Raw genomic sequence first — 23,320 nt, 5'->3', positions numbered from 1 at the left:
TCACCCGGAGCACCCCACCGCGGTTGGAGGGTTGCCGATCAGCGAGCCGGGGCTTTGCGCTGATACTCATGACCTGGCGTCAAGGATATAACACGGCCGAAATGAAGTGAGAACCCTCCGACGCAGCCTGGTTCTTGGGGTGGACAAGGGGTCGCAGCGGCGACACTGCGCGCGGGCGGCGAAAAGGCCGCAATTGAAGCTCTCTCGTGTAGTCCGAACAGTCGAATCTGCCGTCCATCGTCGTCGGTTCGCCGTTCGGCCGTCGGATTCTCTTGTGGCGTGGGTCACAGACTTCTACGATCCGAACATTCGCGAGTAACTCGGCCGGAGCGGACGCCGACGACCTCGCGGCGACGCGGCACAGATCGGCCGGATTGGTGGAGAACGAATGGGTGGTCACTTCGGTTTCCGGCGATCGATCACGGCGGCGAGCACACTCGGACTCGCCGCAGTCGCAGCGGTTCTTCTCGCCATAGGTCAAACCTCCGGCGCGGGTGTCGCGCGAGCCGAGGCCGCCGATGACGGCTGTGGCAACGGCGCGCTCGTCTTCGTCGGCGGTACGTGGGATCCCCAGGGGCATCTGCTCGACGGCGTCACGCGCCAACCTCAATATGCCGGCTACACCGTCGAGCGTGTCGAGTATCCGGCGTCGATCTGGCCGTTGGGTGCCTTCGGCTTCGATGACAGTCAGTCGCAGGGCGTCGCCGCAACGATGTCGACCGTGGCGAATTATCAGGCGCAGTGTGATGGCAAACCGGTCGTGATCGTCGGGTACTCCCAGGGCGCGGGAATCGGCGGCGACGTACTCACCGATATCGGCACCGGCAACACTTCTGGTTACGAGATCTCATCGACCGGCGTGTCCGGACTGCTCTACTCCGATCCAAGGCAAGCGGGAACTCTCTACGGACAGGGCATCGAACGCGTTCTGATCGGCGTGATCCCCGGCCTGACCATGGCGGGTGGACGCGACGTCGACGACTTCGGCGGGATTCCGGTGACCACCGTGTGCTTCACGGGCGATCCGATCTGTGATCTTCCCGACCCGCTTCACGACCCGATCGGAGCCCTCGACGGCCTCGCGGGCTACTGGGTCAAGCACGGTCTGTATCCGCTCTACATGTATCTGCCCGCCACCAAAGGAGCCCTGTGGGACGCCTGGGGAGTCAAACCGTTGGGCTGCCAGGACACCACCGCTGAGGTCAACACCTGCCAGCTCGTCGTGCCATCGTCGGCATGGGTCCTCACCCAGCAGTTCGTCGACAAGCTCGGTCTCGGCTGGACCGTGCCCGACCTCGTGAGCAAGCGGTGGAAGTTCCCGGACATCCTCGGCATCACACTGGCGGACTTCCAGCCGCCGATCCGGTGGGCCATGGGTTGGTTCCCGCAGTTGCCCGACCTCGGCTACGGCGGGGTGCTCACCGACGTCTACACGTTCCAGAACATGGCACAGGGGCTGTTCACGTGGAACCCGGTGCTCTGGGGTCAGGGCGTCGACGCGTTGCGGACCAGTGTCAGGAGCATCGCGTCGATGCCGGTGAACTTCGGAAAGTTCTGGGCCTACACACTGACCGGCCGCGATGTCACCGGCATTCCCGGACCCGCGTACCGACCGTCGCTGGTCGCGTTCGAAGAGTGGCTCGCGTCGCTGCGCACCCCGACGACCACCAGCCAGACCGCGTCAGTGGTGGCGCTGTCGGCATCGGAGAAGATTGCCGACGCCCCGGGGGCCGTGGACACCGCGAAGACTCTCGGCGGGCCCGAAGCGCGCAGCGCCTCGGGTACTGATGGAATCTCCGGCGGGGGAATCTCCGGCGGACAAGGCGTCGACGATCCTGTCGGCTCGGGCGGTGCAGGCACAGGTGACGGGACCGGTACCGAAGCTGCGTCGACGCCTCCTGCCGGCAGCGGCTCACTGCAACCACAGGCGCCGCTCGGCGGCTCTTCGCAGCCGGTTGAGGCTCCCGGCGGCGCGCATGCGCCGAAGCCTGGACCAGGAGAGTCGACACCGGAGAAGCCTGCACCCGAGAAGCCGACGCCGGAGCAGTCAACATCGGAGCAGTCGACATCGGGGGAGTCGACACGCGACAAGTCGACATCTGACGAGTCGACCCCCGGTGCGTCGACGCAGCAGCAGGGTGCCACCCCGAAATCAACGACGGCGGGCGCACCCGCCGCCTGACTCGGAACCCCTGCGCAGGCGGGGTGTGAACGATGTCACCGTTGACGACGGAATCACGCCCACTGGCGTGCTCGTTGCAGCGTGAATATCCTCAACCGCCCCAACCGAGACGAACATGGCCGGGAACAGCAGTAACGTGGTCCACTCCAACACAACTCGTCGGTTCGCCATGCTGGCGATGGCGCTGGGCGGGTTCGGGATCGGCACCACGGAGTTCGTCGCGATGGGCTTACTGCCGAACATCGCGTCCTCGGTGCATGTCTCCGAGCCGACTGCGGGCTACGTCGTCTCGGCCTACGCACTCGGGGTGGTGGTCGGGGCGCCTCTCATCGCCGCACTGACCGCGCGGATGTCTCGTCGCACGTTGTTGATCGGGTTGATGGTGGCTTTCACGGTCGGCAATGCGGCCACTGTGTTGGCGCCCGACTTCGGGACGCTGATGGTCGCGAGATTCGTGGCCGGACTGCCGCATGGCGCGTACTTCGGCGTCGCTGCTCTCGTCGCGGCGCACCTGGCCGGACCTCGTAACCGTGCCAAGGCCGTCGGGCTGGTTCTCCTCGGATTGTCCGTAGCTAATGTCCTCGGTGTGCCGTTGGCGACCTGGCTCGGCGAAAGTCTGGGTTGGAGAGCAGCTTTCGTTGTCGTGGTGATCATCGGCATCGTGACGATCGGCGCGCTGTTCATCACGTTGCCCGCACTCGACGACATGGCCGTCACCAATCCGATGACCGAACTCGGCGCACTCACGAGGCCTCAGGTGTGGTTGACGCTGGCGATCGGCGTCGTCGGCTTCGGCGGGATGTTCGCGTTCTACACGTACCTCAACACTGCGCTGACGAGCCTCACGGGCATCTCGGTCGGTTGGGTTCCGGTGGTGTTGATGGTCTTCGGTGTCGGCATGGTGGTCGGCAACCTGGTCGGCGGTGCTGCCGCCGATTCACACGTGCCGCGCGCGATTCTCGTGGGACTCGTCGCGACCGCGGTGGTGCTCGGATTGTTTGCCGCACTCGTCACATCGCCGTGGGCGGCCGTTCCACTGACGTTCCTCGTCGGGGTCAGCGCGACGGCGATGGTTCCCGCACTGCAAACCCGCCTGATGGACGTGGCCGAAGACGCTCAGACGCTCGCCGCGGCGCTCAACCATTCGGCACTCAACATTGCGAACGCACTCGGCGCGTGGCTCGGCGGCGTTGTCATCGCCGCAGGTCTCGGGTACCGCGCGCCGTCGGTTCTCGGGGCAGGACTCGCGGTTGCCGGGATCGTCGTACTGGGTGTGGCGCTGGCTGTCGCCCGGCGCACGGCCGCTCGCCACACAGCGGCATCGACTCAATCGGCATCGACTCAAGCGGCATCAACCTAAGCGACTTCACCTTCAGCGACATCGACCCCGGCACCTGTTGGTACCGGGGTCGATGTCGGAGTGAGTGGCTGGATCAGCCGACGTCGGGAGGCGTGGCGATCGTCTTCGACAGGTAGAGCGGCTCACCGAGCTTGTCGAGCAGCTCGAGCTGCGTCTCCAGATAGTCGATGTGGTGCTCCTCGTCCTTGAGGATCTCCTCGAAGATCTTGGCTGTCGTGATGTCCTGCTTCTCGCGGCACAGCACGATGCCCGGCTTCAGGCGGTTGACCACCTCGATCTCTATCGCGAGGTCGGACTCGAACTGCTCACGGAGAGTCTGGCCGATGCGGAGCGGCAGCAGCTTCTGATAGTTGGGCAGACCTTCCAGGAAGAGGATGCGATCGGTCAGGATCTCCGCGTGGGTCATCTCTTCGATCGATTCGGCCCTCGTCTTCGAGGCGAGCTCGGTCAAGCCCCAGTTGTCCTGCATTTTTGAGTGCAAGAAGTACTGGTTGATGGCGGTGAGTTCACTGGTCAATTGCTCGTTGAGTAGAGCGATGACCTCATCGTCTCCACGCATGGCATACCTCCGGTTCGGACTGATTGTGACAGTGAACCTAGCACGCCAAAAGACCCCGTGGGGAATATCCGCACGTGGTGTTTCCGCAGGTCAGGCTAGGCTGCGCTAGTTGTGGCGACCCTTCCTGCGGTGCGCGAGGCGACGATCTGGGTGAGTCGTTCGATGCAGGTTCCGCAGCCTTCGCCTGCGCCGCAGCGCTCACTGACGGCGTCGGGAGTTCTGGCTCCGGCGTCGCAGTGCTCGTGGACCTCGTCCACCGTGACGGCCCGGCAAATACACACGAACATCTCGCACCTCGCATTCTGTTAGGCAAGGTTTACATAAAACCTTGACGATCGCAAGGTTTGCCTTACCTTTTGGACTCGGTCCGGATTGGCCTGCGGCGGGGTACGCGGCGTCGTTGTCGGTGGCTCGCCGTAATGTGGCGAACCGTGCCAACTGCGATCACCACCGTGAATGTGAACGGCGTCCGAGCGGCCACCAAGGTGCGCTCGGAGAACAATGCTGGATTCGTTCCGTGGCTGCGCTCCGCCGGAACCGACATCGTCCTCCTGCAGGAGATCCGCGCCAACGAAGAACAAGCCAGGGAAGTCCTCGAACCCCTGCTCGACGACGGATGGCACCTGTCGATGACGGAGTCGGTCGTCAAGGGACACGCGGGCGTCGGAGTGCTCAGCAAAGTCGAGCCGACGGCAGTGCGCGTCGGATTCTCCAGCGACGAATTCGATTCCACGGGAAGGTATCTCGAAGCAGACCTCGACATCGAAGGTGGAGCCGTCACCGTCGCGAGCCTCTATCTGCCCAAGGGTGCCGCAGCCCCGACGGCCGGCTCGTCGGAGAAGGACGCGGAGAAGTTCGCCGAGAAGAAGCGATTTCTCGACGCCTTCGGTGCGCACCTCGCCTCGTTGGCACGGAAGCGACGTCCGGTGGTGGTCGGCGGTGATTGGAACATCGCGCACTCTGAGCACGACATCAAGAACTGGAAAGGCAACCTGCGCAGCCCGGGCTTCCTTCCGCACGAGCGGGAGTGGGTCGGTGGATTGCTGGAGTCCGGTTGGTCTGACGTGATGCGCGAGCTCCACCCCGACGCAGACGGGCCGTACTCGTGGTGGTCGTGGCGCGGAAAGGCGTTCGACAACGACTCGGGCTGGCGGATCGACTATCACCTCGCCAACAAGGCAATGGCGGCGCGCACCGTCAAAGCGTTCGTCGACCGGGCCGACACCTACGACCGCCGGTGGTCTGATCACGCGCCGGTCACCGTCGTGTTCGAGTGACCCGCCGGAGCACCGTTGAGCAGCACGCCCGCATAGCACCTCCGAATAATGAGGTGCTGCCGTCTGAGAGACTGGAAGCCATGAGCGACGTCGAGAAATCACCTGCGTCGGGTACGCGGCGGCGGGTGTTGTCGGGTATCCAGCCGACCAGCGATTCCTTCCACCTCGGAAACTATCTGGGTGCGGTGCGTCAGTGGGTCGAGCTGCAGGACGAGTTCGACGCCTTCTACTTCATCCCGGACATGCACGCGCTGACCGTGCAGTTCGACCCGTCGGTGCTCGCCGACCGCACACGCATGTCGGTGGCACAGTTGCTCGCCGTCGGCGTCGATCCCGCTCGCTCGACGGTGTATGTCCAGTCGCATGTCCCCGAGATCGCGCAGCTCACCTGGGTTCTCAACTGCATCACCGGATTCGGCGAGGCAAGCCGGATGACGCAGTTCAAGGACAAGGCCGCCAAGCAGGGTGTCGAGTCGTCGAGCGTCGGACTTTTCACCTATCCCATCCTGATGGCCGCCGACATCCTCGCGTTCCAGGTTGATCAGGTACCCGTCGGCGAAGACCAACGGCAGCACCTCGAGCTGACCCGGGATCTCGCGCAGCGATTCAACAAGCGCTTCGGCAAGGCGTTCACTGTGCCGCAGCCGTACATCGTCAAGGAGTTCGCCAAGATCTACGACCTGCAGAACCCAACGGCCAAGATGAGCAAGTCGGCCGAGACCGACAAGGGATTGATCAATCTTCTCGACGACCCGAAACGGTCGGCCAAGAAGATCCGGTCGGCGGTTACCGATACGGGCAGCGAGGTGGCGTTCGATCCCGAGAACAAGCCGGGAGTCTCGAATCTGCTCACCATCCAGGCGGCGTTGTCCGGGGTGGAGGTCGCCGATCTCGTCGCCAAGTACGAGGGCAAGGGATATGGCGACCTGAAGGTCGAGACAGCCGAGGTCCTCAGCGACTTCGTGACCCCGCTGCGCGGACGCGTCGACGAGTATCTCGCCGATCCCGCCTACCTCGACGGCATCCTCGCCGACGGTGCAGCGCGAGCGCGCTCGGTGGCGTCTGCGACGCTGCGCGAAGTCTACGACAAGGTGGGGTTCCTGGCGCCGAGCGTGTCAGGTACCAAATCCTGACCCGCGGCACTCGTTTCCGGTAGACACGGTGAGTAGGGACAGCACCGACCGAAGGGGAACGAGGGTCTATGGCTTCGGTGATCGATTCGGGCAAAGCGCTTGTCGCGCGCGGAAAGGACGAGTTCGAGTCGGCCCGAGAGCGGTGGGGCTGGCTCGACCACATCTTGCGCACGGTGCAGCGATACAACGATCGTCGCGGCAACCTCTACGCCGCGAGTATCACCTTCACCGGAATCCTCTCGATCGTGCCGATCATCATGGTCGCCTTCTCGATCGGCGGTTTTGTCCTCGCAGCCCACCCAGAGTGGCTCGACAGCATCAAGGACCAGATCGTCAAGGCCATGCCCGGCGAGCTCGGCACGACGCTCGAGAGCGCGATCGACTCGGCCATCGAATCACGCGCGACAGTCGGCATCATCGGTCTGGTCGGCGCGGCCTTGACCGGTATCGGATGGATTTCCGGTGTGCGCCTGGGAATGACCGAGATGTTCGGGGGGAGGGTCAACCGCAATGCGGTCATGTCGAAGATCAGCGACCTCGTGATTTTCGTGTTGCTGGGTCTCGCCTTCCTGTTCACGCTCGGCCTCACCGCCCTGGGCAACAGCGGGTTGATCAACAAGATCCTCGAGTGGGCGCACGTCGACGGCTTCAGTGGCTCGACCGTCGTGGTGCGGGCTGTGGCCATCGTGGTATCCCTTGTCGCGACCTGGCTGCTCTTCGTATTCATATTTGCCCGACTTCCCTTGCATCCGTTGCCGTTTCGCAACGTGCTCAAGGCGGCCCTGCTCACCGCGATCATCTTCGAGATCCTCAAGTCTGTCGCAGGCATCTACCTGAAATCGGTGCTCGGTAGCCCGGCGGGTGCGGCGTTCGGACCACTGCTGGGCATCATGGTCTTCGGCTACCTGGCCTCGCGAATCGTTCTGTACGCCACGGCGTGGTGTGCCACGGACAGTGCCAATGAGCCCTACCAGGTGGTCGATCCCACCGAACAGCCCGAGCCGCCGACCGTCGTCGTGCGTCCGGTCTACGAGGTGGATCCTGTGCCGAAGGCCGGCCCGTTGGCCGTGGCGGCCGCGATCGGCGCCGCGGTGGCTCTCGTGACGCGGTCCAGGCGACGCTGAGCCGATCAGCGGCGTCGGATCAAGCGAAGCGCAAGCAGGAGCAGGAGCAGCGCCGCCAGCAGCCCCACGAGTCCGACGAGGATGCGCACCGACCATCCAGATGTCGACTCTTGAAGAGCCGCGCCCTGGGGAGTCGACGCTTCGGCTTCGGTCGTCGGAACCGCGACGCGCGCGTCGTCGGAGGTATTCGCGCGTTCGCCTGAGGTCGATGCGAGTTCGCCCACCTTCGCCTCGCGTGGAGCGTGCGCACCGTAGGCGACGAGCGAGCGTGCCTGATCCCAGTAGTTGTCGTCGGCAGTCGACAAGCCGTACATCTGAACCACCAGAACGGTACGACCGTCCTTCTTGACGGCCCCGACGAACGTCTTCTGCGCGTCGTCGGTATAGCCGGTCTTGCCGCCGAGGACGCCCGGATCGCCTTCCAGCAGAAGATGATTCGACGTCTGCATCAGGTAGCCGGGGTGGTCGACGTCGCCGGGGACGTCGGGTCGTTTCGGGTACCCGGGAAACGGGTGGTTCGGCATGGCGATGATGTCGCGGAACGTCGAGTTCTGCATGGCGGCACGGAAGATCACCGCGAGGTCATATGGGGATGTCGACATTCCGGCGGAGTCGAGACCAGACGGGGTCGACGCCCTGGTGTCATACGCCTGCAGCGAGTGCGCGAGCTGGTTCATCTTGGTCAGCGTGGCGTCGATGCCGCCGAGGTCTCGCGCGATGACGTGGGCGCAGTCGTTTCCGGACACCATGAGGAGCCCGATCATCATGTCGCGCATGGTGTATTTGCCGCCCGGCCCCATCCCGCAGGAGTCGCCCTCGGCGCTCCAATCGTCTGCCGTCGCGGTGACCGGTTTGTCGAGCGAGATCCCCGAGCGCAATGCGGTGAGCGCGAGCAGGATCTTGATGGTCGACGCTGGGCGGTACCGACCGTGCGGGTCTTTGGCCGCGATCACGGCGCCGCTGTCGAGATCGGCGACCAGCCAGGCCGCCGACGTCAGCCGCTCCGGCACACGACCCGCCGACGAGTCAGCGACGACGCCGCACCCGCCCAACGCTTCGCCGCCGACCGGTGGGGAATGCACCGGCAGTGGGGTTGGTGTCGTCGAGCCGGGAGCCACGACTTCCGACTCGTCGACAGCGGGAGGCGGCGAGACCCGATGCGGGCAGTGGTCGGTGTCAGGCGAGGTGTCCTGCGACTGTGCCTGCGTCGGGGCCGCCCACGCGGGCGATGCGACCAGGCCCGGACCGATCGCGCCCACAGCGACGATCCCGACCGCAGCTGCAATCCTCACCACAGCGACGATCAGTGCGACCACGCGGCGGACGACGAAGTCTGTGGCGAAGGGCGCGGTGGCGCGAGTAGGACGCATATCGCACAGGAGGCTACAGCGCCTCACGTCATAGCGGTAGCGCGCCGGCGGAACTGCTTGTCCGCCGACGCGCCCGTCGTTGCTCAGTCCTGGAGAACCTCAGAGGAGTGTGTACGCCTCGGTGAGAACGCCACGCAGGATCTGCTCGATTTCGTCGAACTCTGCCTGGCCGCAGATGAGCGGCGGCGCGAGCTGGATGACCGGGTCGCCGCGGTCGTCGGCGCGACAATAGAGACCGGCGTCGAACAGCGCGGTTGAGAGGAATCCACGCAGGATGCGCTCGGACTCTGCCTCGGTGAACGTCTCCTTGGTGGCCTTGTCCTTGACCAGCTCGATGCCGTAGAAGAATCCTTCGCCACGCACGTCGCCGACGATCGGTAGGTCGTGGAGCTTCTCGAGCGTCGATCGGAACGCGGGCGCGGTGGTCTTCACGTGGTCGTTGAGTCCCTCGCGTTCGAAGATGTCGAGGTTGGCCAGCGCGACCGCCGCCGACACGGGGTGACCGCCGAACGTGTAGCCGTGCGCGAAGGTCGTCGTATTGTCGTTGAACGGCTCGAAGAGTCGCTCGCTGGCGATCATCGCGCCGATCGGCGAGTAGCCCGATGTCATGCCCTTGGCACAGGTGATGATGTCGGGCTGATAGCCGAAGTCCTCGCAGGCGAACATCGAACCGATGCGGCCGAACGCGCAGATCACCTCATCGGAGACCAGCAGGACGTCGTACTCGTCGCAGATCTCGCGGACACGTTCGAAGTAGCCGGGCGGTGGAGGGAAACATCCGCCCGCGTTCTGGACCGGTTCGAGGAACACAGCTGCGACGGTGTCGGGGCCCTCGAACTCGATGGCCTCGGCAATGCGGTCGGCTGCCCAGCGGCCGAACTTCTTGGGGTCGGCAGCAAGTTCCTCGTCGGGAGCGCGGTAGATGTTGGTGTTCGGTGCGCGGAACCCTCCGGGAGTCAGCGGTTCGAACATCTTCTTGAGGTCGGGGATGCCGGTGATGGCCAGCGCGCCCTGCGGGGTGCCGTGGTAGGCGATCGAACGCGAGATCACCTTGTGCTTCATCGGTTTTCCGGTCAGCTTGAAGTACTGCTTGGCGAGTTTCCACGCGCTTTCGACGGCCTCGCCGCCACCGCTGGTGAAGAAGACGCGGTTGAGGTCGCCCGGCGCGTTGGCCGCGAGTCGCTCGGCGAGCTCGATGGCGGGAGGAGTGGCGTAGGACCACAGCGGAAAGAACGCCAGTTCTTTGGCCTGCTTTGCCGCCGCTTGGGCGAGCTCGTCACGTCCGTGCCCGACCTGGACGACGAAGAGTCCCGCGAGTCCGTCGAGGTAGCTGCGACCGCGATCGTCGAAGATGCGTGCGCCCTCACCTCGTGTGATCACCGGTGGCGTGATCTCGTCGCCGTGACGGGAGAAGTGTCCCCACAGGTGCGCAGCGCTTCGCTGCCCGAGGGATTCGGTTACGGATGCGGTCATCGTGTACCCCAATTGTATTGCTGTTTCACTAGTTTCAGATAAACGAGGGTCTCGGTCGAGTTCACCTCTGGGTGTGTTCGAACCCTGCGATTGATGATGTCGAGGAGGTGATCGTCGTCCTCGCAGACAACCTCGATCATGATGTCGTAGGTACCGGCGGTCAGCACCACGTAGTCGATCTCGGGATGCTCGGCCAGTTGCCGCGCCAATCGCTCCGTATCGCCGGTGCAGCGGATGCCGACCATCGCCTGGCGGGAGAAGCCGAGCTTGAGTGGATCGGTCACCGCGACGATCTGCAGCAGGCCGCTCTCGCTGAGCTTCTGAACGCGGTTGCGCACAGCAGCTTCCGACAGGCCAACGGATTTGCCGATCGCCGCGTAGGAACTCCGGCCGTCGGCCTGGAGTTCTTCGATGATCTTCTTCGCGATGGCGTCGAGGTGTGTCGACATTGGTTCGCCCACATGTCGATGGTGGCGGATTCAGCAGATATTGGCAACCGAAACCACGGTTTCAGTTGGAAAGTCATGCTTCGAGTCGTGAATCCGTTGTTTTGGCGGTATCGTGATCTGTCGTGTCAACCATCACGACAGTTCCCAGTGGTTGGGTCGACGGTGCTCCCTGCAGCGGATCGGGACTCGATCACACGGTGATCGATCCCGCCACTGATACTCCGGTAGCGCACCTGGTGCTCGCCTCCGCCTCCGACGTTACCTCTGCGGTCGCACATGCCGCGCGCGCACAACACGATTGGGGTGGAGCCACGCCGGCGGAGAGGTCCGCGGTACTGCACACCTTCGCGCGTCTGCTCGACGCCAACGCCGACCTGTTGGCGAGCGAGGAGGTCTCGCACACCGGCAAGGCGATCCGCCTCGCAACGGAATTCGACGTGCCGGGCAGTATCGACAACGTCGACTTCTTCGCGGGCGTCGCACGCAATCTCGACGGCAAGGCGAGTGCGGAGTACTCCGGTGACCACACGTCGTCGATTCGACGCGAACCCGTCGGGGTCGTCGGATCGATCACTCCGTGGAACTACCCCCTGCAGATGGCCGTGTGGAAAGTGTTGCCCGCGTTGGCCGCCGGGTGCTCCGTGGTACTCAAACCCGCGGAGATCACTCCGTTGACGACGCTGACACTCGCTCGTCTGGCGACGGAAGCGGGTCTGCCCGACGGCGTCTTCAACGTCCTGGTCGGCACTGGCGCCGATGTCGGCGCCGCGATTGCCGGACATCCCGACGTCGACATCGTGACGTTCACCGGTTCGACGGCGGTCGGGCGCATGGTGATGTCGCAGGCCGCGGCGAATGGCACGCGCGTACAACTCGAGCTCGGTGGCAAGGCACCGTTCGTCGTCTTCGACGACGCCGACCTCGACGCCGCGATCCAGGGTGCCGTCGCGGGAGCGCTCATCAACGCCGGACAGGACTGCACGGCCGCCACGCGGGCGATCGTCGCGCCGTCGCTCTACGACGAATTCGTGGCCGGCGTCGCCGATGTCATGTCGTCGGTGCGGGTCGGCGATCCGCGCGACCCCGACACCGACATGGGCTCACTCATCTCCCACGCACACCGCGACAAGGTCTCGGCAATGGTAGAACGTGCCCGCGCCGCCGGCGCGCGTGTGGTGACCGGCGGGGTGCTGCCCGACGGCCCCGGCAGCTTCTACCCGCCCACGTTGATCGCCGACGTCGCGGAGGACTCCGAGATCTACCGCGACGAGGTCTTCGGCCCGGTGCTGACCGTCTCGTCCTTCGCCGACGACGACGACGCGCTGCGCCGCGCGAACGACACGGTCTACGGACTCGCCGCATCGGCGTGGACGCGCGACGTCTACCGCGCGCAGCGGGCGAGCCGTGAGATCAAGGCGGGCTGCGTGTGGATCAACGACCACATCCCGATCATCAGCGAGATGCCGCACGGCGGTGTCGGCGCGTCGGGCTTTGGCAAGGACATGTCGACCTACTCGCTCGACGAGTACCTGACCGTCAAACACGTGATGAGTGATATCACCGGTGTTGCCCGAAAGCCTTGGCATCGAACGGTGTTCACGAATCCGGGAGAGGTTTGCTGATGAGCGAGGCATGGGCCACAGAGCCCACAGCACGCGGGGCAGCACTGGTCTCCACCGCGCACGCGTCGTCGTATTGGCTCGATCGCGCGGATCGGCCTGCGCCGCGTCCGCGCGTGCTCGGTGAGGTGACCGCCGATCTCGTCATCGTCGGTGGGGGTTTCACCGGACTGTGGACCGCGGTGCAAGCCGCAGAACGCAATCCGGGACGTCGGATCGTGCTGGTCGAGCGTGATCGGATCGCCGAGCACGCCAGCGGACGCAACGGCGGCTTCTGCTCGGCGAGCCTCACCCATGGCCTCGGTAATGGCATGGAACGCTTTGCCGACGAATTGCCGACACTGCTGCGCCTCGGTCACGAGACGCTCGACGCCATCGATGAGGCCATCCGCCGCCACGGCATCGCTGCCGACGCCGAGCGCACCGGCGAACTCGACTTTGCCAATTTCGATTGGCAGGCAGACGAATTGGCCGAGTACGCGGCGTCGGCAAGAGAACTCGGCGAAGACCTGCCGCTGCTGACGGAGGCGCAGGCGCGCGAACGTGTCGACTCGCCGATGGTGGCGGGAGCGGTGTTCGATCCCGCCGTCATCATGCTCGACCCCGCGCGACTGGCGTGGGGTCTTGCCGACGCCGCGGAACGTCTCGGCGTGCAGATCTTCGAGCAGTCGGAAGTGACCGGAATCAGCAGCGAGGGTGACAGGTTGCGACTGGGTACCGGCCTCGGCGAGATCGTCGCCGATCGAGCCGTACTCGCGACGTCGGCGAGCCCGTCGCTGGTTCGTCGTCTACGGCTGTACACGGTGCCGGTGTGGGACTACGCGATCATGACCGAACCGCTGTCGGAGGCGCAGCTCGCGTCGATCGGCTGGAAGGGCAGGGAGGGACTTGCCGACGCGGGGCCGCGGTTCCACTACTTCCGTCTGACCGCCGACAACCGAATTCTGTTCGGCGGCTGGGATGCGTTGTACCACTACAGATCCGACGATTCTCCGCGTCACCAGCAGGAACCGCGCGAGTTCGCATTGCTCGGCGAGCATCTGCTGCAGATGTTTCCGCAACTCGAGGGTATCCGCGCAAGTCACGCGTGGGGTGGGGCCATCGATACGTGCTCGCGGTTCTGTGCGTTCTGGGACCGCTCGTACGGTGGACGCGTCGTCACCGCGGTGGGGTTCACCGGTCTCGGCGTCGGTGCGTCGCACTTCGCTGCCGCAACGGCACTCGACCTCGTCGACGGTGCCGACACCGAGCGCACGCGTTTGAACATGGTGCGCTCCAAGCCGATTCCGTTTCCGCCGGAACCCTTGCGCGCGTTCGGCATCAACATGACCCGCCGCGAACTGGCTCGCAGCGAGCGGCGTCAGGGCAAGCGCGGCCTGTGGTTGACCGTGATGGACAAGGTCGGGCTGGGCTTCGACAGCTGATGTGGCCGCGCGCGTTGTCTAGTAAGTGACGAGTTGGGCGACGCCTGCGTCGTACGTGGTCACGGCGAAGTCGGGGAAGGCTCGGGTGAACTTGTCGGAGACGAAGACGGTGTCGACGCCGTAGCGCGGCAACAACTCCCACAGTTCGCGGACGTTCTTGCTGAAGAGTCTGCCGAGCGCGAAGACGGGTGTGCCGAGCACCGTGTACTTGTTCCGGTGGCCGCTCGCCTGTGAGGTCAGCTCCATCAGCTGTGCGTAGGTGCGTAGGTGCGTCGGTTGCTGTCGATCGGGAGATGCCAGGTCTGCCCGTAGGCCGACTCGGTGTTGCCGATCAGCGCCATCGCCCGGCTGGCGTCGGGAGTCCAGATCAGGGACCGCAGGGTGTCGTCGCGGATCGGGACGAACGTCCGCTTGTGCTGCGCGATTCGATCGAAAACCAATGCGTTGGTGAAGCTTTGGGTCTGGTCCGGACCGTAGAACTCGGGGGCACGACAGATCACGGCGTCGACGGTTCCCGCGTTCATCGCGTCGAGCAACATGGTTGCGGTCTGCGCGCGCGTGCGGCCCTTGCTGCCTGCGGGGCGGAATGGGGTGTACTCGGTCTGTGGCTCACTCGTCATCGGATACATATAGGTGTTGTCGAAGAACACGAGCTTCGTGCCGTGGTGAGCGCAGGCATCGATCGCGTTGCGCATCATCACCGGAAAACGCTGCGCCCACATCTGAGAATCGGCGGGCAGTCCGACGGTCAGGTATGCGATGTCGCTTCCCGCGACAGCGGCGTCGGTGTGGGCGGCATCCATGAGGTCGGCGGCGACAAGTTCGTCGGTCTCGTTCACCCGCCGGGGGTGTCTGCTGACGAGGCGGATGTCGCGGGTGTGGTTGCGGTGGAGCTCGCGAGCGAGCTCTGTCCCGATCTGCCCGTTGGCGCCAAGGATCGTCTGCATGGTTCGACGCTAAGCGTCGATGTAAGCAGTGTCAACAATTATTGGCGCGCAGTGTGTCCGCAGTTGTTGGTCAGCCGATCTGATAGGTGCCCGTCGCGCGGGCGACAAGTGTGCCCGCAGTTGCGGAGATCAGATCAACAGTGCAGTGGCACAGCCGATTTCCGTTGTGGAGGCGGTCGGCGACGATGCGCAGATCGTCGGCGATCAGTGGGCTGATGAAGTTCACCGACATCGCGGTGGTGACTCCACGAAGCCGATCGGAAATGGGTCGGCCTGCCCAGGCGGCCGCCATGATTCCGATGTCCGCACATGCGCTGATCGCGCCGCCGTGGACCATCTCGCCGATGGTCGTCAGCTCCGGCCGGTAGGGCATGACCAGTTCGGCGTGGCCGTCGGTGATGTCGGTCAGTCGTAGCCCGAGTTCTGCCACGAAGGGCGAGCGGGGGATGAGTAGTGATATCACCTCGGAGCCGTCGGTGGGTGTTGGCAGGTCGGAGGTGGAGACCGTGGGAGACATGTCGATCCTTCTGTAGTTGGACTATGAAAACGTAGTCAGACTACAATTAGCACATGTCCTCACTGCTTGACGAGCCCCGCGATCGACGACGACGGCGGACGCGGGCCGCTGTGCTCGACGCCGCCGCCGAGTTGTTCTCACGCAACGGATTTCGTGGCACGTCGGTCGATGCGATCGCTGCGAACGCCGACGTCGCGCTGACATCGCTGTATGGGAATTTCCCCGACGGCAAGGCAGAGGTCTACGCGGTGGTCGCGTGTCGACTGGCGCGCGACCACGCCGAACGGATGCGGCGCAGCGTCGAGGGAACCGGTGGTGGGGCGCCGACGGCTCGCGCGGCGTTCGAGGAGTATGTGCGCTTCCATCGGGACGAGCCGCTCGCCTTCCGGATGCTGGGTCTCGCCGACGTGTCCGAGGTGCACGGGGATGTCGTCGACCAGGCGCGGTCGGAGATCGCGCGGGCACTCACGGGCGTAGCCGACGACGTGATTGATGCGATCGACTCCGACGACCCCTCCGCTCGTTCGTCGGTACTGCTCGCATGGGCGGCCATCAACGGGGTTCTCGCGCTCGAACAACGTGGGCACATCGGCGCCGCCACCAGTGACAGCCTGCTCGCTGACGCCGTGGAACTCCACGTTGCCCGCGTGGCGCAGGTGTCCGATGTGTGAGCGGGCCTAGCGTGTTTGTCGCGCGACGACGACGTCGAACCACCGCGACATCGCTGCCGCAGCCATCGCGCGGGTCGTCGACTCGACGTCGGCGAGGTCGGCGCTGACCTGATCGGGGCCACTTGGACCCAGCGCATCGACGAGTTCGGTGCGGTAGTCGGGGTCGTCGAGCCAGGTGGCGAACAGCGGGGAGTCGACTTCGAGATGGAACTGCAGGCCGTAACTCGCGCCGAGACGGAACGCCTGGTTCGGGTACGCCTCCGACGACGCGAGCAGCGTCGCGCCTTCGGGTAGTTCGAATGTGTCGTAGTGCCACTGCATGCAGTCGAATGTCTTGTCCGACAGGTCTTTCCAGACAGGGTCGACGACGCCGTCCGGGGTCCAGGTGACCTTCGAGATACCGATCTCGGGGGCAGGTCCCGTGCTGACCTTCGCATCGGCCGCGCTCGCGAGCAACTGAGATCCGAGGCAGACTCCCCAGATCGGTACATCCTCGGCCAGTGCCCGTCGCAGGAACTCGATCTCGTCGTCGATCCACGGATGGGTCGGGCCGTCGTTGGCTCCCATTCCGCCGCCCATCACTGCGATGGCGTCGAACGACGCAGGGTCGTCGGGAAACGTGTCGCGCTCGGCTCGCAACGTGGTGACCTCGGCGTCGTGTGGAAGACCGCCCGCGTACGTGCCGAGTGATTCGCACTCGGCGTGCCTGATCTCGAGCAGTCGCAGCGTCGTCACTTCTCCTGCGCCTTGGTTGCTGTCGGTTCCGTGGCTTCAGTGTCTGCGGTTGATTCCTTGGGTACGACGATCACCGGGGCTGTGGTCCAGCGCAGAATGCGTGCGGCCGTCGTGCCGAGGAAGACGCGATTGTCGGCGCCCAGGTGCCCCGAGCCGACAGCGACGATGTCGTTGGCGTCCCACGGGAGATTGGCGAGCGCTTCGTCGAGGGTGTCGCCATCGGCGACGAGGACGTCCACCTCGAGGTCGACGTCGAGCTGGTCACGGGTGTGTTCGAGGAGCTTCCGCGCAACGTCGACCTGTTGCTTGCGCACCGCGAGGCTGGTGTCGTCGACCGTTGGGTCCAGTGACACCAACGAGAGCAGACGTACGTCGATCGACGCGGCTTCGGCGAAGCGGATGGCGAACGGGAGGGGGTCGCTGGCCGACTTCTTGACCGGCACGGCGACGGTGATCATGTCGATCACGACGTCGGAGCGACGCGCGTATCCACGCGGCGCCAGCGCGACGGGCAGGGGAGAGGAATGCAGCAACTCGGTACTCACCGTGCCGAGAGCGTGACGCGAGATGATGCCGTCGCCCGTGCCGCCGACGACGATCATCGCCGCTCCGGATTGCTCGGCGACCTCGATGAGGCCCTCGGTGAACGACTCGTGCACGGTGACGACGGTGCGCACCTCGATGCCCTCCGGGATGCGTGATGCACCGTCGGCAAGCCATTCCGCCGCTTGGTTTTCGAGGCGCTCCATGTACTGATCGATGCCCGGTTGGCCGTCGTAGGGGACGGGGTGGACCACGCAGATGAGGTCGATCGCCGCGCCCGTCTTGGTTGCGATGGCCGCGCCGAGTGCGACCCCGTCGTCCCCCGATTGTGTGGCGAGATAGCCGACAGCGACACGTTTCGGGCTCGCAGCGGAGTTGTCGTCAGTAGACATCGGGGACCTTCACTTCGGTATTCGCGTTGAGGGTCTTGCCCTTGAAGAAGTCGCTGTCGGCGGCGCAGCAGGCGAGCATCAACGGGACCCCGAGGACCAGCATGCCGACGCCGAGGATGAACACGCCACCGATTCCGCCGATCGACGTCGAACCGTAGTCGGGGTTGATCATGTCGATGGCGCTCTTGATGAATGCCCAGGCCATCGCGATGCCGCCGAAGAGTGGGAAGAGTCCGCGCATGAAGAAGTTTCGGGCGGAGTCGAACAGGGTTCGACGGAAGTACCAGACACACGAGAACGCGGTGATGCCGTAGTAGAACGCGACGGCGAGACCGAGTGACGCGATCGAGTCGGCGAGCGTGTTCTGACTCGCGAACGACAGCACGAGGTAGAAGATCAGCGCCGACGCCCCCATCACGGCCGTGCCGAACGCAGGCGTCATGTAGCGCGGGTGGATGTAGGCGAACCGCTGGGGGGAGCGCCTTGTACACGGCCATTGACAGCGTGCCGCGTGCCGTCGGCAGGATGGTCGACTGCGTCGAAGACAGGGCCGAGATGCTGACGACGAGCAGCAACGCCGACGCCATCACGGCGCCCGCGACCGGTTCGCCGAGGATGGTGAGCACGTCGTCGGTGTTGTCGGGGTTGTTCAGACCGATGCCGTTGGTGCCGAAACCTGCGAACGATTCGACGGCGTAGGCGACCAAGACGTAGGTGGCAACGAGGATCAGGCAGCAGATCACCGCCGCCCGGCCGGGTGTCTTCTCGGGATCCTTGGTTTCCTCACCCACTGCCAGGCACGCGTCCCATCCCCAGTAGATGAAGATGCACAGGATCACCGCCGCGGCGATCGACGACTGGTCGAGACCCGTCGGCGACAACCAACTCCACTGAGGTGTGACGGCCTGGGGGCCGGCGTGGTCGGTCGCGACCTTCACGAGCGCGATGACGCTCGCCAGGATCAGGATGCCGAACTGGATGAACATGAGCACCGACTGGATGCGCTCACTGATGACGATGCCGCGGATGCTGATCCACGTCATCACGATGATGAAGAAGCACCCGAGAGCGACCTTGGCCCAGAGGTTGTCGGCGAGTGAATCGAGGTGCAGAAAGCGGAGCAGGTACACGGCCGCGATCTCGGCGACGTTGGCGAGCACGATGATCGCCGACACCGCGAGACCCCATCCACCGATCCACCCGATCCACGGCCCGAACGCTTTGGTGCCCCAGGTGAAGGTCGTTCCGCAGTCGGGGGTGTCGCGCGAGAGCTCCCGGTAGGCGAACGCCACCAGCAGCATCGGGATGAACGCGATCACGAACATCGCAGGCGCTTTGCTGTGCACCGCCGCGACCACGTAGCCGAGCGTCGCGGCCAGACTGTAGGCGGGCGCCACTGCCGACAGTCCGATGATCACGTTGCCCAGCAGTCCGATCGACCCGGCCCGCAGTCCCTTGTCGCCCGACTGGATCTCGGCGTGAAGCTTCTCTGCCATGCCGTGATCACCCCCTATGACGTCGCTCAGTGGTTCGTCAAGACTATGGTTCCCGCAGAGTCTGTGCGCGGTGACGGAGCAAATCGACGTCGAATCGGCGGGATTGATTCGGAATACGCGATTTTTGTCCGATTCGACGAGGCTAAAGATTTTAGGCGCGCTCAGGGGTTTGGGGTGTGCGCTGGGCGGCTCGGGCGCGCGCGTCCGGACCGGTTTTGGCCCGCGCAGAAAGTGGGGGAAGGGTGCGGCGTCGTGGTGGGGCGGTGGCCGCTCGGCGTTCGGCCCGCGCAGAAAGTGGGGGAAGGATTCTTTCCTCGGGTTGTGTGCTCTTCCTTGGGTAGCTTCGCGGGGAAACGTCGAGGAGTGGGGGAAGAGTTCTTTCCGCGACATTTTTCCGTGTGTTTTGGGAGCTGTCCGCGGCCGCGCGCGTGAACCGGCGTCGGGAACTAGGGGAAGAGCTGCGCGCTGGGCGTCGGGAAGTAGGGGAAGGGCGTGCGGGGGCGTCGGAAACTCGGGGAAAGACGGGGTGGTTGGTGCTGGGGTGGTCGGGCGGCCGCCGGCGGGCTGGACGGCGCGCTGACCTGCGCAGAAACTAGGGGAAACGATCCTTCCTCGGGTTTTAGGCCGTTCCTTGGGTAGCTTCGCGGGGAAACGTCGACACCCCGGGGAAAGAACCCTTCCCCTACTTTCTGCCCCGGGCGGGAGCCAGAACCCGCCCCCGAACCGCGCCCCCGACCCGGCCGGCAACCGCGCGGGTGTCAGCTCTTTCGACGCGGCGTCGGGCGGTCGCACGTCGCGAGGGCGTGGGCGCCGCGGGCGGTGTGGTCGCGGACCTTGACCTTGCCGACCCAGATCTCGCAGCGAGCGAAGCGACCCGTCGAGCCGAAGGAGACGTCGATATTCTGATTGCGGGACCGGCTGACAATCGTGAGCGATCCCGACCAGAGGCCGCTCGCGTCGTCGTGCGTCGGAAGCCGCACGTCGGATTGGTGGCGGATTTTGTTGTCGGCGTCGAACCAGACGATCTGCTCGTTCCACTCGCGGTCGGAGCTGACAGAAATGGTCACCACGTCGCCGGTGCCCGGGAATCGGGTCGACGCCGCGGCGGGCGTGGCGGTGCTCAGTAGCGCTCCGCACACGAGGATCAGCAGGCTGACGAGGATGGATCGGATGGTCATGGGTTCGCTCCGTTCGGCGTGTCGAGTCCACGGCTGTGGCCTTGAGGACTTGGACGCACGCGAACCCCGATCGGTTTCATCGGGCGCGAAAAACCGAACCCGGAAAAAACAGCGAACCCCACCTTCCGTGGAGGATGGTGGGGTTCGCCGGGGCTGCAGAGAGAGTCTGCGTCGGTGATGCGGAAGATCAGCGCGAGAACATGAGCGCGCGCTTGACCTCCTGGATCGCCTGGGTCACCTGGATGCCACGCGGGCATGCGTCGGTGCAGTTGAAGGTGGTGCGGCAGCGCCACACGCCGTCGGAATCGTTGAGGATGTCCATACGCTCGACGGCGCCCTCGTCGCGGCTGTCGAAGATGAAGCGGTGCGCGTTGACGATCGCCGCGGGACCGAAGTAGCTGCCCTCGTTCCAGAACACCGGGCAGCTCGTGGTGCAGCACGCACAGAGGATGCACTTGGTGGTGTCGTCGAAACGTGCGCGGTCCTTCTGGCTCTGAATGCGCTCACGGGTCGGCTCGTTGCCGGAGGTGATCAGGAACGGCTTGATCGCGCGGTACGCGTCGAAGAAGGGCTCCATGTTGACCACGAGGTCCTTTTCCACCGGAAGACCCTTGATGGGTTCGATGGTGATGGTGATGTCCTTGGACTTGTCCTTGGGCAGGAAGTCCTTCATCAGCATCTTGCATGCCAGGCGGTTGACGCCGTTGACGCGCATCGCGTCGGAGCCGCACACGCCGTGGGCGCAGCTGCGGCGGAAGGTCAGCGTGCCGTCGAGGTAGCCCTTCACGTAGAGCAGCAGGTTGAGCAGCCGGTCGGTCGGCAGCGCGGGCACACGGAAGCTCTCCCAGCCCTGGGCGTCGGGCTCCTCCGGATTGAAACGCATGATCTTCAGCGTGACCATGGTCGCTTCGTCAGGGACTTCTGGCAGCGGCGGCTCGTCGGTGTGCGGCGCCTCAATGGTGGCGGTCATCAGTACTTACGCTCCATCGGCTCGTAACGGGTCTGGATGACAGGCTTCCAGTCGAGCTCGATGTCGGAAAGGAGCTTGTCACCCTTCTTGTAGGCGATCGTGTGGCGCATGAAGTTCACGTCATCGCGATTCGGGTAATCCTCGCGGGCGTGCCCGCCGCGCGATTCCTTGCGGTTGAGCGCGCCGACAACGGTGACCTCGGCGAGTTCGAGCAAGAAGCCCAGCTCGATGGCCTCGAGCAGGTCGGAGTTGAAGCGCTTGCCCTTGTCATGCACGCGGATGTGGTCGTAGCGCTCCTTGAGAGAGTGGACGTCGGTCAACGCCTGCTTGAGCGTCTCCTCGGTGCGGAACACCGACGCGTTGTCGTCCATCGTCTGCTGCAGCGCGGTCCGGATGTCGGCGACGCGCTCATGCCCGTGCTCGGACAGGATGGTCTCGAGCCAGCCGGTGACCATGTCGGTCGGCTTCTCCGGCAGGTCGGTGAACCCGTGGCTGTTGGCGTAGTCGGCCGCTGCGATACCGGCGCGACGCCCGAAGACGTTGATGTCGAGGAGCGAGTTGGTTCCGAGACGGTTTGCACCGTGCACCGACACGCACGCGCACTCGCCTGCGGCGTAGAGGCCGTGGACGACATCGTCGTTGTTGTTGCTGCGCAGCACCTGACCCTCGATGTTGGTCGGGATGCCGCCCATCAGGTAGTGGCAGGTCGGGTAGACCGGCACCCACTCCTTCACCGGGTCGACGCCGAGGTACGTGCGTGCGAACTCGGTGATGTCGGGGAGCTTCTCGTTCAGCACGTCCTCGCCGAGATGGGTGACGTCGATGTAGACGTAATCCTTGTTCGGTCCGGCGCCGCGTCCTTCGAGAACCTCGAGAACCATCGAGCGCGCGACGATGTCGCGGGGTGCGAGGTCTTTGATGGTCGGGGCGTAGCGCTCCATGAATCGCTCGCCGTCGGCGTTGCGCAGGATGCCGCCCTCACCGCGAACGGCTTCGGAGATCAGGATGCCGAGACCCGCGAGGCCTGTCGGATGGAACTGGTGGAACTCCATGTCCTCGACGGGCAAGCCCTTGCGGAACACGATGCCTACGCCGTCGCCGGTCAGCGTGTGCGCATTCGACGTCGTCTTGTACATGCGACCGGAGCCGCCGGTTGCGAAAATGATCGACTTTGCGTGGAAGACGTGCAGTTCGCCGGTCGCGAGCTCGTAGGCGACGATGCCGGTTGCGACAGGCTCACCCTTCTCGTTCTCACTCAGACACAGGTCGAGCGCGTAGAACTCGTTGAAGAACTCGACGTCGTGCTTGACGCAGTTCTGATACAGCGTCTGCAGGATCATGTGGCCGGTGCGGTCTGCCGCGTAGCAGGCGCGACGCACCGGCGACTTGCCGTGGTCACGCGTGTGACCACCGAAACGACGCTGGTCGATCTTGCCCTCGGGCGTGCGGTTGAACGGCAGACCCATCTTCTCGAGGTCGAGTACGGCGTCGATGGCCTCCTTGGCCATGATCTCCACCGCGTCCTGATCGGCGAGGTAGTCGCCGCCCTTGACCGTGTCGAAGGTGTGCCACTCCCAGTTGTCCTCCTCGACGTTGGCCAGCGCGGCGCACATGCCGCCCTGTGCCGCGCCGGTGTGGGAGCGGGTCGGGTAGATCTTGGTCAGCACGGCGGTGCGTGCGCGCTGGCCGGATTCGATGGCAGCGCGCATTCCAGCGCCGCCGGCACCGACGATCACCACGTCGTAGTCATGTACCTGCATAGAAATCCAATTCTCCTTGGCCGGAAAGAGCCGTAGGGGCGAGTGAGAGAGGCGCAATCACCGTGAGCAGAAGTCAGGGATGAGCGACGGATCGGCTCCGACCGGGCACGGATCGAACGTGAAGATCACGAGCGTGCCGAG

General features: G+C 64.8%; 21 protein-coding genes, 1 pseudogene and 1 riboswitch. Of the genes and pseudogenes, 8 read left to right on the top strand and 14 right to left on the bottom strand.

The window, feature by feature from the left end; all coding sequences use genetic code 11:
* Window positions 1-70: riboswitch (SAM riboswitch) on the bottom strand.
* A gap of 318 nt (window positions 71-388) precedes the next feature.
* Together B3T59_RS05230 and B3T59_RS05225 are read left to right on the top strand one after the other, a co-directional pair.
* Window positions 389-2,182 (top strand): cutinase family protein, encoded by a 1,794-nt coding sequence (locus B3T59_RS05230; protein WP_287001636.1) that lies wholly within the window; start codon window positions 389-391, stop codon window positions 2,180-2,182.
* A 115-nt stretch (window positions 2,183-2,297) separates the two neighbouring features.
* Window positions 2,298-3,542 (top strand): MFS transporter, encoded by a 1,245-nt coding sequence (locus B3T59_RS05225; protein WP_287001635.1) that lies wholly within the window; start codon window positions 2,298-2,300, stop codon window positions 3,540-3,542.
* A gap of 73 nt (window positions 3,543-3,615) precedes the next feature.
* Here the strand turns inward: B3T59_RS05225 and bfr are convergent, their stop codons facing one another.
* Window positions 3,616-4,101, bottom strand: coding sequence for a bacterioferritin (gene bfr / locus B3T59_RS05220; protein WP_005207884.1), 486 nt, complete (start codon window positions 4,099-4,101; stop codon window positions 3,616-3,618).
* A gap of 95 nt (window positions 4,102-4,196) precedes the next feature.
* Entirely contained in the window at window positions 4,197-4,388 is a 192-nt protein-coding gene (locus B3T59_RS05215; RefSeq protein WP_005207883.1) for a (2Fe-2S)-binding protein, read from the bottom strand.
* A 144-nt stretch (window positions 4,389-4,532) separates the two neighbouring features.
* Between B3T59_RS05215 and B3T59_RS05210 the strand changes: the two genes are divergently transcribed.
* The 3 genes from B3T59_RS05210 (at window position 4,533) to B3T59_RS05200 (ending at window position 7,635) form a co-directional block, all read left to right on the top strand.
* Entirely contained in the window at window positions 4,533-5,378 is an 846-nt protein-coding gene (locus tag B3T59_RS05210; RefSeq protein ID WP_039856608.1) for an exodeoxyribonuclease III, read from the top strand.
* A gap of 80 nt (window positions 5,379-5,458) precedes the next feature.
* On the top strand, window positions 5,459-6,511 hold the full coding sequence (gene trpS, locus B3T59_RS05205) for a tryptophan--tRNA ligase (RefSeq protein ID WP_287001634.1): 1,053 nt from the start codon (window positions 5,459-5,461) through the stop codon (window positions 6,509-6,511).
* Window positions 6,512-6,579: 68 nt separating this feature from the next.
* Window positions 6,580-7,635: a YhjD/YihY/BrkB family envelope integrity protein gene (locus B3T59_RS05200; RefSeq protein WP_005207880.1), complete on the top strand. Its 1,056-nt coding sequence runs from the start codon at window positions 6,580-6,582 to the stop codon at window positions 7,633-7,635.
* Window positions 7,636-7,640: 5 nt separating this feature from the next.
* Here the strand turns inward: B3T59_RS05200 and B3T59_RS05195 are convergent, their stop codons facing one another.
* The 3 genes from B3T59_RS05195 to B3T59_RS05185 form a co-directional block, all read right to left on the bottom strand.
* On the bottom strand, window positions 7,641-9,005 hold the full coding sequence (locus B3T59_RS05195; RefSeq protein ID WP_005207879.1) for a D-alanyl-D-alanine carboxypeptidase family protein: 1,365 nt from the start codon (window positions 9,003-9,005) through the stop codon (window positions 7,641-7,643).
* Window positions 9,006-9,104: 99 nt separating this feature from the next.
* A complete protein-coding gene (locus B3T59_RS05190; protein WP_005207878.1) occupies window positions 9,105-10,478 on the bottom strand; it encodes an aspartate aminotransferase family protein in 1,374 nt (457 codons plus the stop codon).
* Window positions 10,475-10,927 carry an Lrp/AsnC family transcriptional regulator gene (locus tag B3T59_RS05185; protein ID WP_005174049.1) on the bottom strand — a complete coding sequence of 151 codons (453 nt, stop codon included), beginning with the start codon at window positions 10,925-10,927 and terminating at the stop codon, window positions 10,475-10,477. The genes B3T59_RS05190 and B3T59_RS05185 overlap by 4 nt, the downstream gene beginning before the upstream one ends.
* A 122-nt stretch (window positions 10,928-11,049) precedes the next feature.
* On the opposite strand from B3T59_RS05185, the gene B3T59_RS05180 reads away from it, so the two are divergent.
* Complete coding sequence (locus B3T59_RS05180; protein WP_039856576.1) at window positions 11,050-12,549, top strand: gamma-aminobutyraldehyde dehydrogenase; 1,500 nt, start codon at window positions 11,050-11,052, stop codon at window positions 12,547-12,549.
* Window positions 12,549-13,970 (top strand): NAD(P)/FAD-dependent oxidoreductase, encoded by a 1,422-nt coding sequence (locus tag B3T59_RS05175; RefSeq protein ID WP_005207876.1) that lies wholly within the window; start codon window positions 12,549-12,551, stop codon window positions 13,968-13,970. Before B3T59_RS05180 ends, B3T59_RS05175 begins: the two co-directional genes overlap by 1 nt.
* A gap of 18 nt (window positions 13,971-13,988) precedes the next feature.
* Here the strand turns inward: B3T59_RS05175 and B3T59_RS05170 are convergent, their stop codons facing one another.
* From B3T59_RS05170 to B3T59_RS05160, 3 genes are all read right to left on the bottom strand, one after another.
* Window positions 13,989-14,216: a hypothetical protein gene (locus B3T59_RS05170; RefSeq protein ID WP_005207875.1), complete on the bottom strand. Its 228-nt coding sequence runs from the start codon at window positions 14,214-14,216 to the stop codon at window positions 13,989-13,991.
* Window positions 14,216-14,917 (bottom strand): NAD-dependent epimerase/dehydratase family protein, encoded by a 702-nt coding sequence (locus B3T59_RS05165; RefSeq protein WP_005207874.1) that lies wholly within the window; start codon window positions 14,915-14,917, stop codon window positions 14,216-14,218. Before B3T59_RS05165 ends, B3T59_RS05170 begins: the two co-directional genes overlap by 1 nt.
* 70 nt (window positions 14,918-14,987) lie before the next feature.
* Window positions 14,988-15,434, bottom strand: coding sequence for a PaaI family thioesterase (locus B3T59_RS05160; RefSeq protein WP_005207873.1), 447 nt, complete (start codon window positions 15,432-15,434; stop codon window positions 14,988-14,990).
* A 53-nt stretch (window positions 15,435-15,487) separates the two neighbouring features.
* On the opposite strand from B3T59_RS05160, the gene B3T59_RS05155 reads away from it, so the two are divergent.
* On the top strand, window positions 15,488-16,105 hold the full coding sequence (locus B3T59_RS05155; RefSeq protein WP_039856574.1) for a TetR/AcrR family transcriptional regulator: 618 nt from the start codon (window positions 15,488-15,490) through the stop codon (window positions 16,103-16,105).
* 6 nt (window positions 16,106-16,111) lie between these two features.
* Here the strand turns inward: B3T59_RS05155 and B3T59_RS05150 are convergent, their stop codons facing one another.
* The 6 genes and pseudogenes from B3T59_RS05150 to sdhA form a co-directional block, all read right to left on the bottom strand.
* Entirely contained in the window at window positions 16,112-16,840 is a 729-nt protein-coding gene (locus B3T59_RS05150) for a type 1 glutamine amidotransferase (RefSeq protein WP_005207870.1), read from the bottom strand.
* Entirely contained in the window at window positions 16,837-17,775 is a 939-nt protein-coding gene (locus B3T59_RS05145; RefSeq protein ID WP_005207867.1) for a universal stress protein, read from the bottom strand. Before B3T59_RS05145 ends, B3T59_RS05150 begins: the two co-directional genes overlap by 4 nt.
* Window positions 17,765-19,271: pseudogene (locus B3T59_RS05140) on the bottom strand (APC family permease). Before B3T59_RS05140 ends, B3T59_RS05145 begins: the two are co-directional and overlap by 11 nt.
* 758 nt (window positions 19,272-20,029) lie before the next feature.
* Window positions 20,030-20,449: a hypothetical protein gene (locus tag B3T59_RS05135; protein WP_005207863.1), complete on the bottom strand. Its 420-nt coding sequence runs from the start codon at window positions 20,447-20,449 to the stop codon at window positions 20,030-20,032.
* Window positions 20,450-20,636: 187 nt separating this feature from the next.
* Window positions 20,637-21,419, bottom strand: a complete 783-nt coding sequence (locus tag B3T59_RS05130; RefSeq protein ID WP_005207862.1) for a succinate dehydrogenase iron-sulfur subunit — start codon at window positions 21,417-21,419, stop codon at window positions 20,637-20,639.
* Window positions 21,419-23,179 (bottom strand): succinate dehydrogenase flavoprotein subunit, encoded by a 1,761-nt coding sequence (gene sdhA, locus B3T59_RS05125; protein WP_287001633.1) that lies wholly within the window; start codon window positions 23,177-23,179, stop codon window positions 21,419-21,421. The genes B3T59_RS05130 and sdhA overlap by 1 nt, the downstream gene beginning before the upstream one ends.
* Window positions 23,180-23,320: the final 141 nt, after the last annotated feature.

It is taken from the genome of Gordonia sp. UBA7860 (assembly GCF_002500165.1).
GTDB lineage: Bacteria > Actinomycetota > Actinomycetes > Mycobacteriales > Mycobacteriaceae > Gordonia > Gordonia sputi.
This window is presented reverse-complemented; position numbering and strand designations above follow the sequence as displayed.

What these genes read in the sequence shown, in the direction of transcription:
- B3T59_RS05200 (WP_005207880.1), top strand. Translation starts at nt 6,580, where the DNA reads ATGGCTTCGGTGATCGATTCGGGCAAAGCGCTTGTCGCGCGCGGAAAG.
- B3T59_RS05190 (WP_005207878.1), bottom strand. Translation starts at nt 10,478, where the DNA reads ATGACCGCATCCGTAACCGAATCCCTCGGGCAGCGAAGCGCTGCGCAC.
- B3T59_RS05215 (WP_005207883.1), bottom strand. Translation starts at nt 4,388, where the DNA reads ATGTTCGTGTGTATTTGCCGGGCCGTCACGGTGGACGAGGTCCACGAG.
- B3T59_RS05170 (WP_005207875.1), bottom strand. Translation starts at nt 14,216, where the DNA reads ATGGAGCTGACCTCACAGGCGAGCGGCCACCGGAACAAGTACACGGTG.
- B3T59_RS05185 (WP_005174049.1), bottom strand. Translation starts at nt 10,927, where the DNA reads ATGTCGACACACCTCGACGCCATCGCGAAGAAGATCATCGAAGAACTC.
- B3T59_RS05155 (WP_039856574.1), top strand. Translation starts at nt 15,488, where the DNA reads ATGTCCTCACTGCTTGACGAGCCCCGCGATCGACGACGACGGCGGACG.
- trpS (WP_287001634.1), top strand. Translation starts at nt 5,459, where the DNA reads ATGAGCGACGTCGAGAAATCACCTGCGTCGGGTACGCGGCGGCGGGTG.
- B3T59_RS05195 (WP_005207879.1), bottom strand. Translation starts at nt 9,005, where the DNA reads ATGCGTCCTACTCGCGCCACCGCGCCCTTCGCCACAGACTTCGTCGTC.
- bfr (WP_005207884.1), bottom strand. Translation starts at nt 4,101, where the DNA reads ATGCGTGGAGACGATGAGGTCATCGCTCTACTCAACGAGCAATTGACC.
- B3T59_RS05135 (WP_005207863.1), bottom strand. Translation starts at nt 20,449, where the DNA reads ATGACCATCCGATCCATCCTCGTCAGCCTGCTGATCCTCGTGTGCGGA.
- B3T59_RS05175 (WP_005207876.1), top strand. Translation starts at nt 12,549, where the DNA reads ATGAGCGAGGCATGGGCCACAGAGCCCACAGCACGCGGGGCAGCACTG.
- sdhA (WP_287001633.1), bottom strand. Translation starts at nt 23,179, where the DNA reads ATGCAGGTACATGACTACGACGTGGTGATCGTCGGTGCCGGCGGCGCT.
- B3T59_RS05145 (WP_005207867.1), bottom strand. Translation starts at nt 17,775, where the DNA reads ATGTCTACTGACGACAACTCCGCTGCGAGCCCGAAACGTGTCGCTGTC.
- B3T59_RS05165 (WP_005207874.1), bottom strand. Translation starts at nt 14,917, where the DNA reads ATGCAGACGATCCTTGGCGCCAACGGGCAGATCGGGACAGAGCTCGCT.
- B3T59_RS05130 (WP_005207862.1), bottom strand. Translation starts at nt 21,419, where the DNA reads ATGACCGCCACCATTGAGGCGCCGCACACCGACGAGCCGCCGCTGCCA.
- B3T59_RS05225 (WP_287001635.1), top strand. Translation starts at nt 2,298, where the DNA reads ATGGCCGGGAACAGCAGTAACGTGGTCCACTCCAACACAACTCGTCGG.
- B3T59_RS05230 (WP_287001636.1), top strand. Translation starts at nt 389, where the DNA reads ATGGGTGGTCACTTCGGTTTCCGGCGATCGATCACGGCGGCGAGCACA.
- B3T59_RS05160 (WP_005207873.1), bottom strand. Translation starts at nt 15,434, where the DNA reads ATGTCTCCCACGGTCTCCACCTCCGACCTGCCAACACCCACCGACGGC.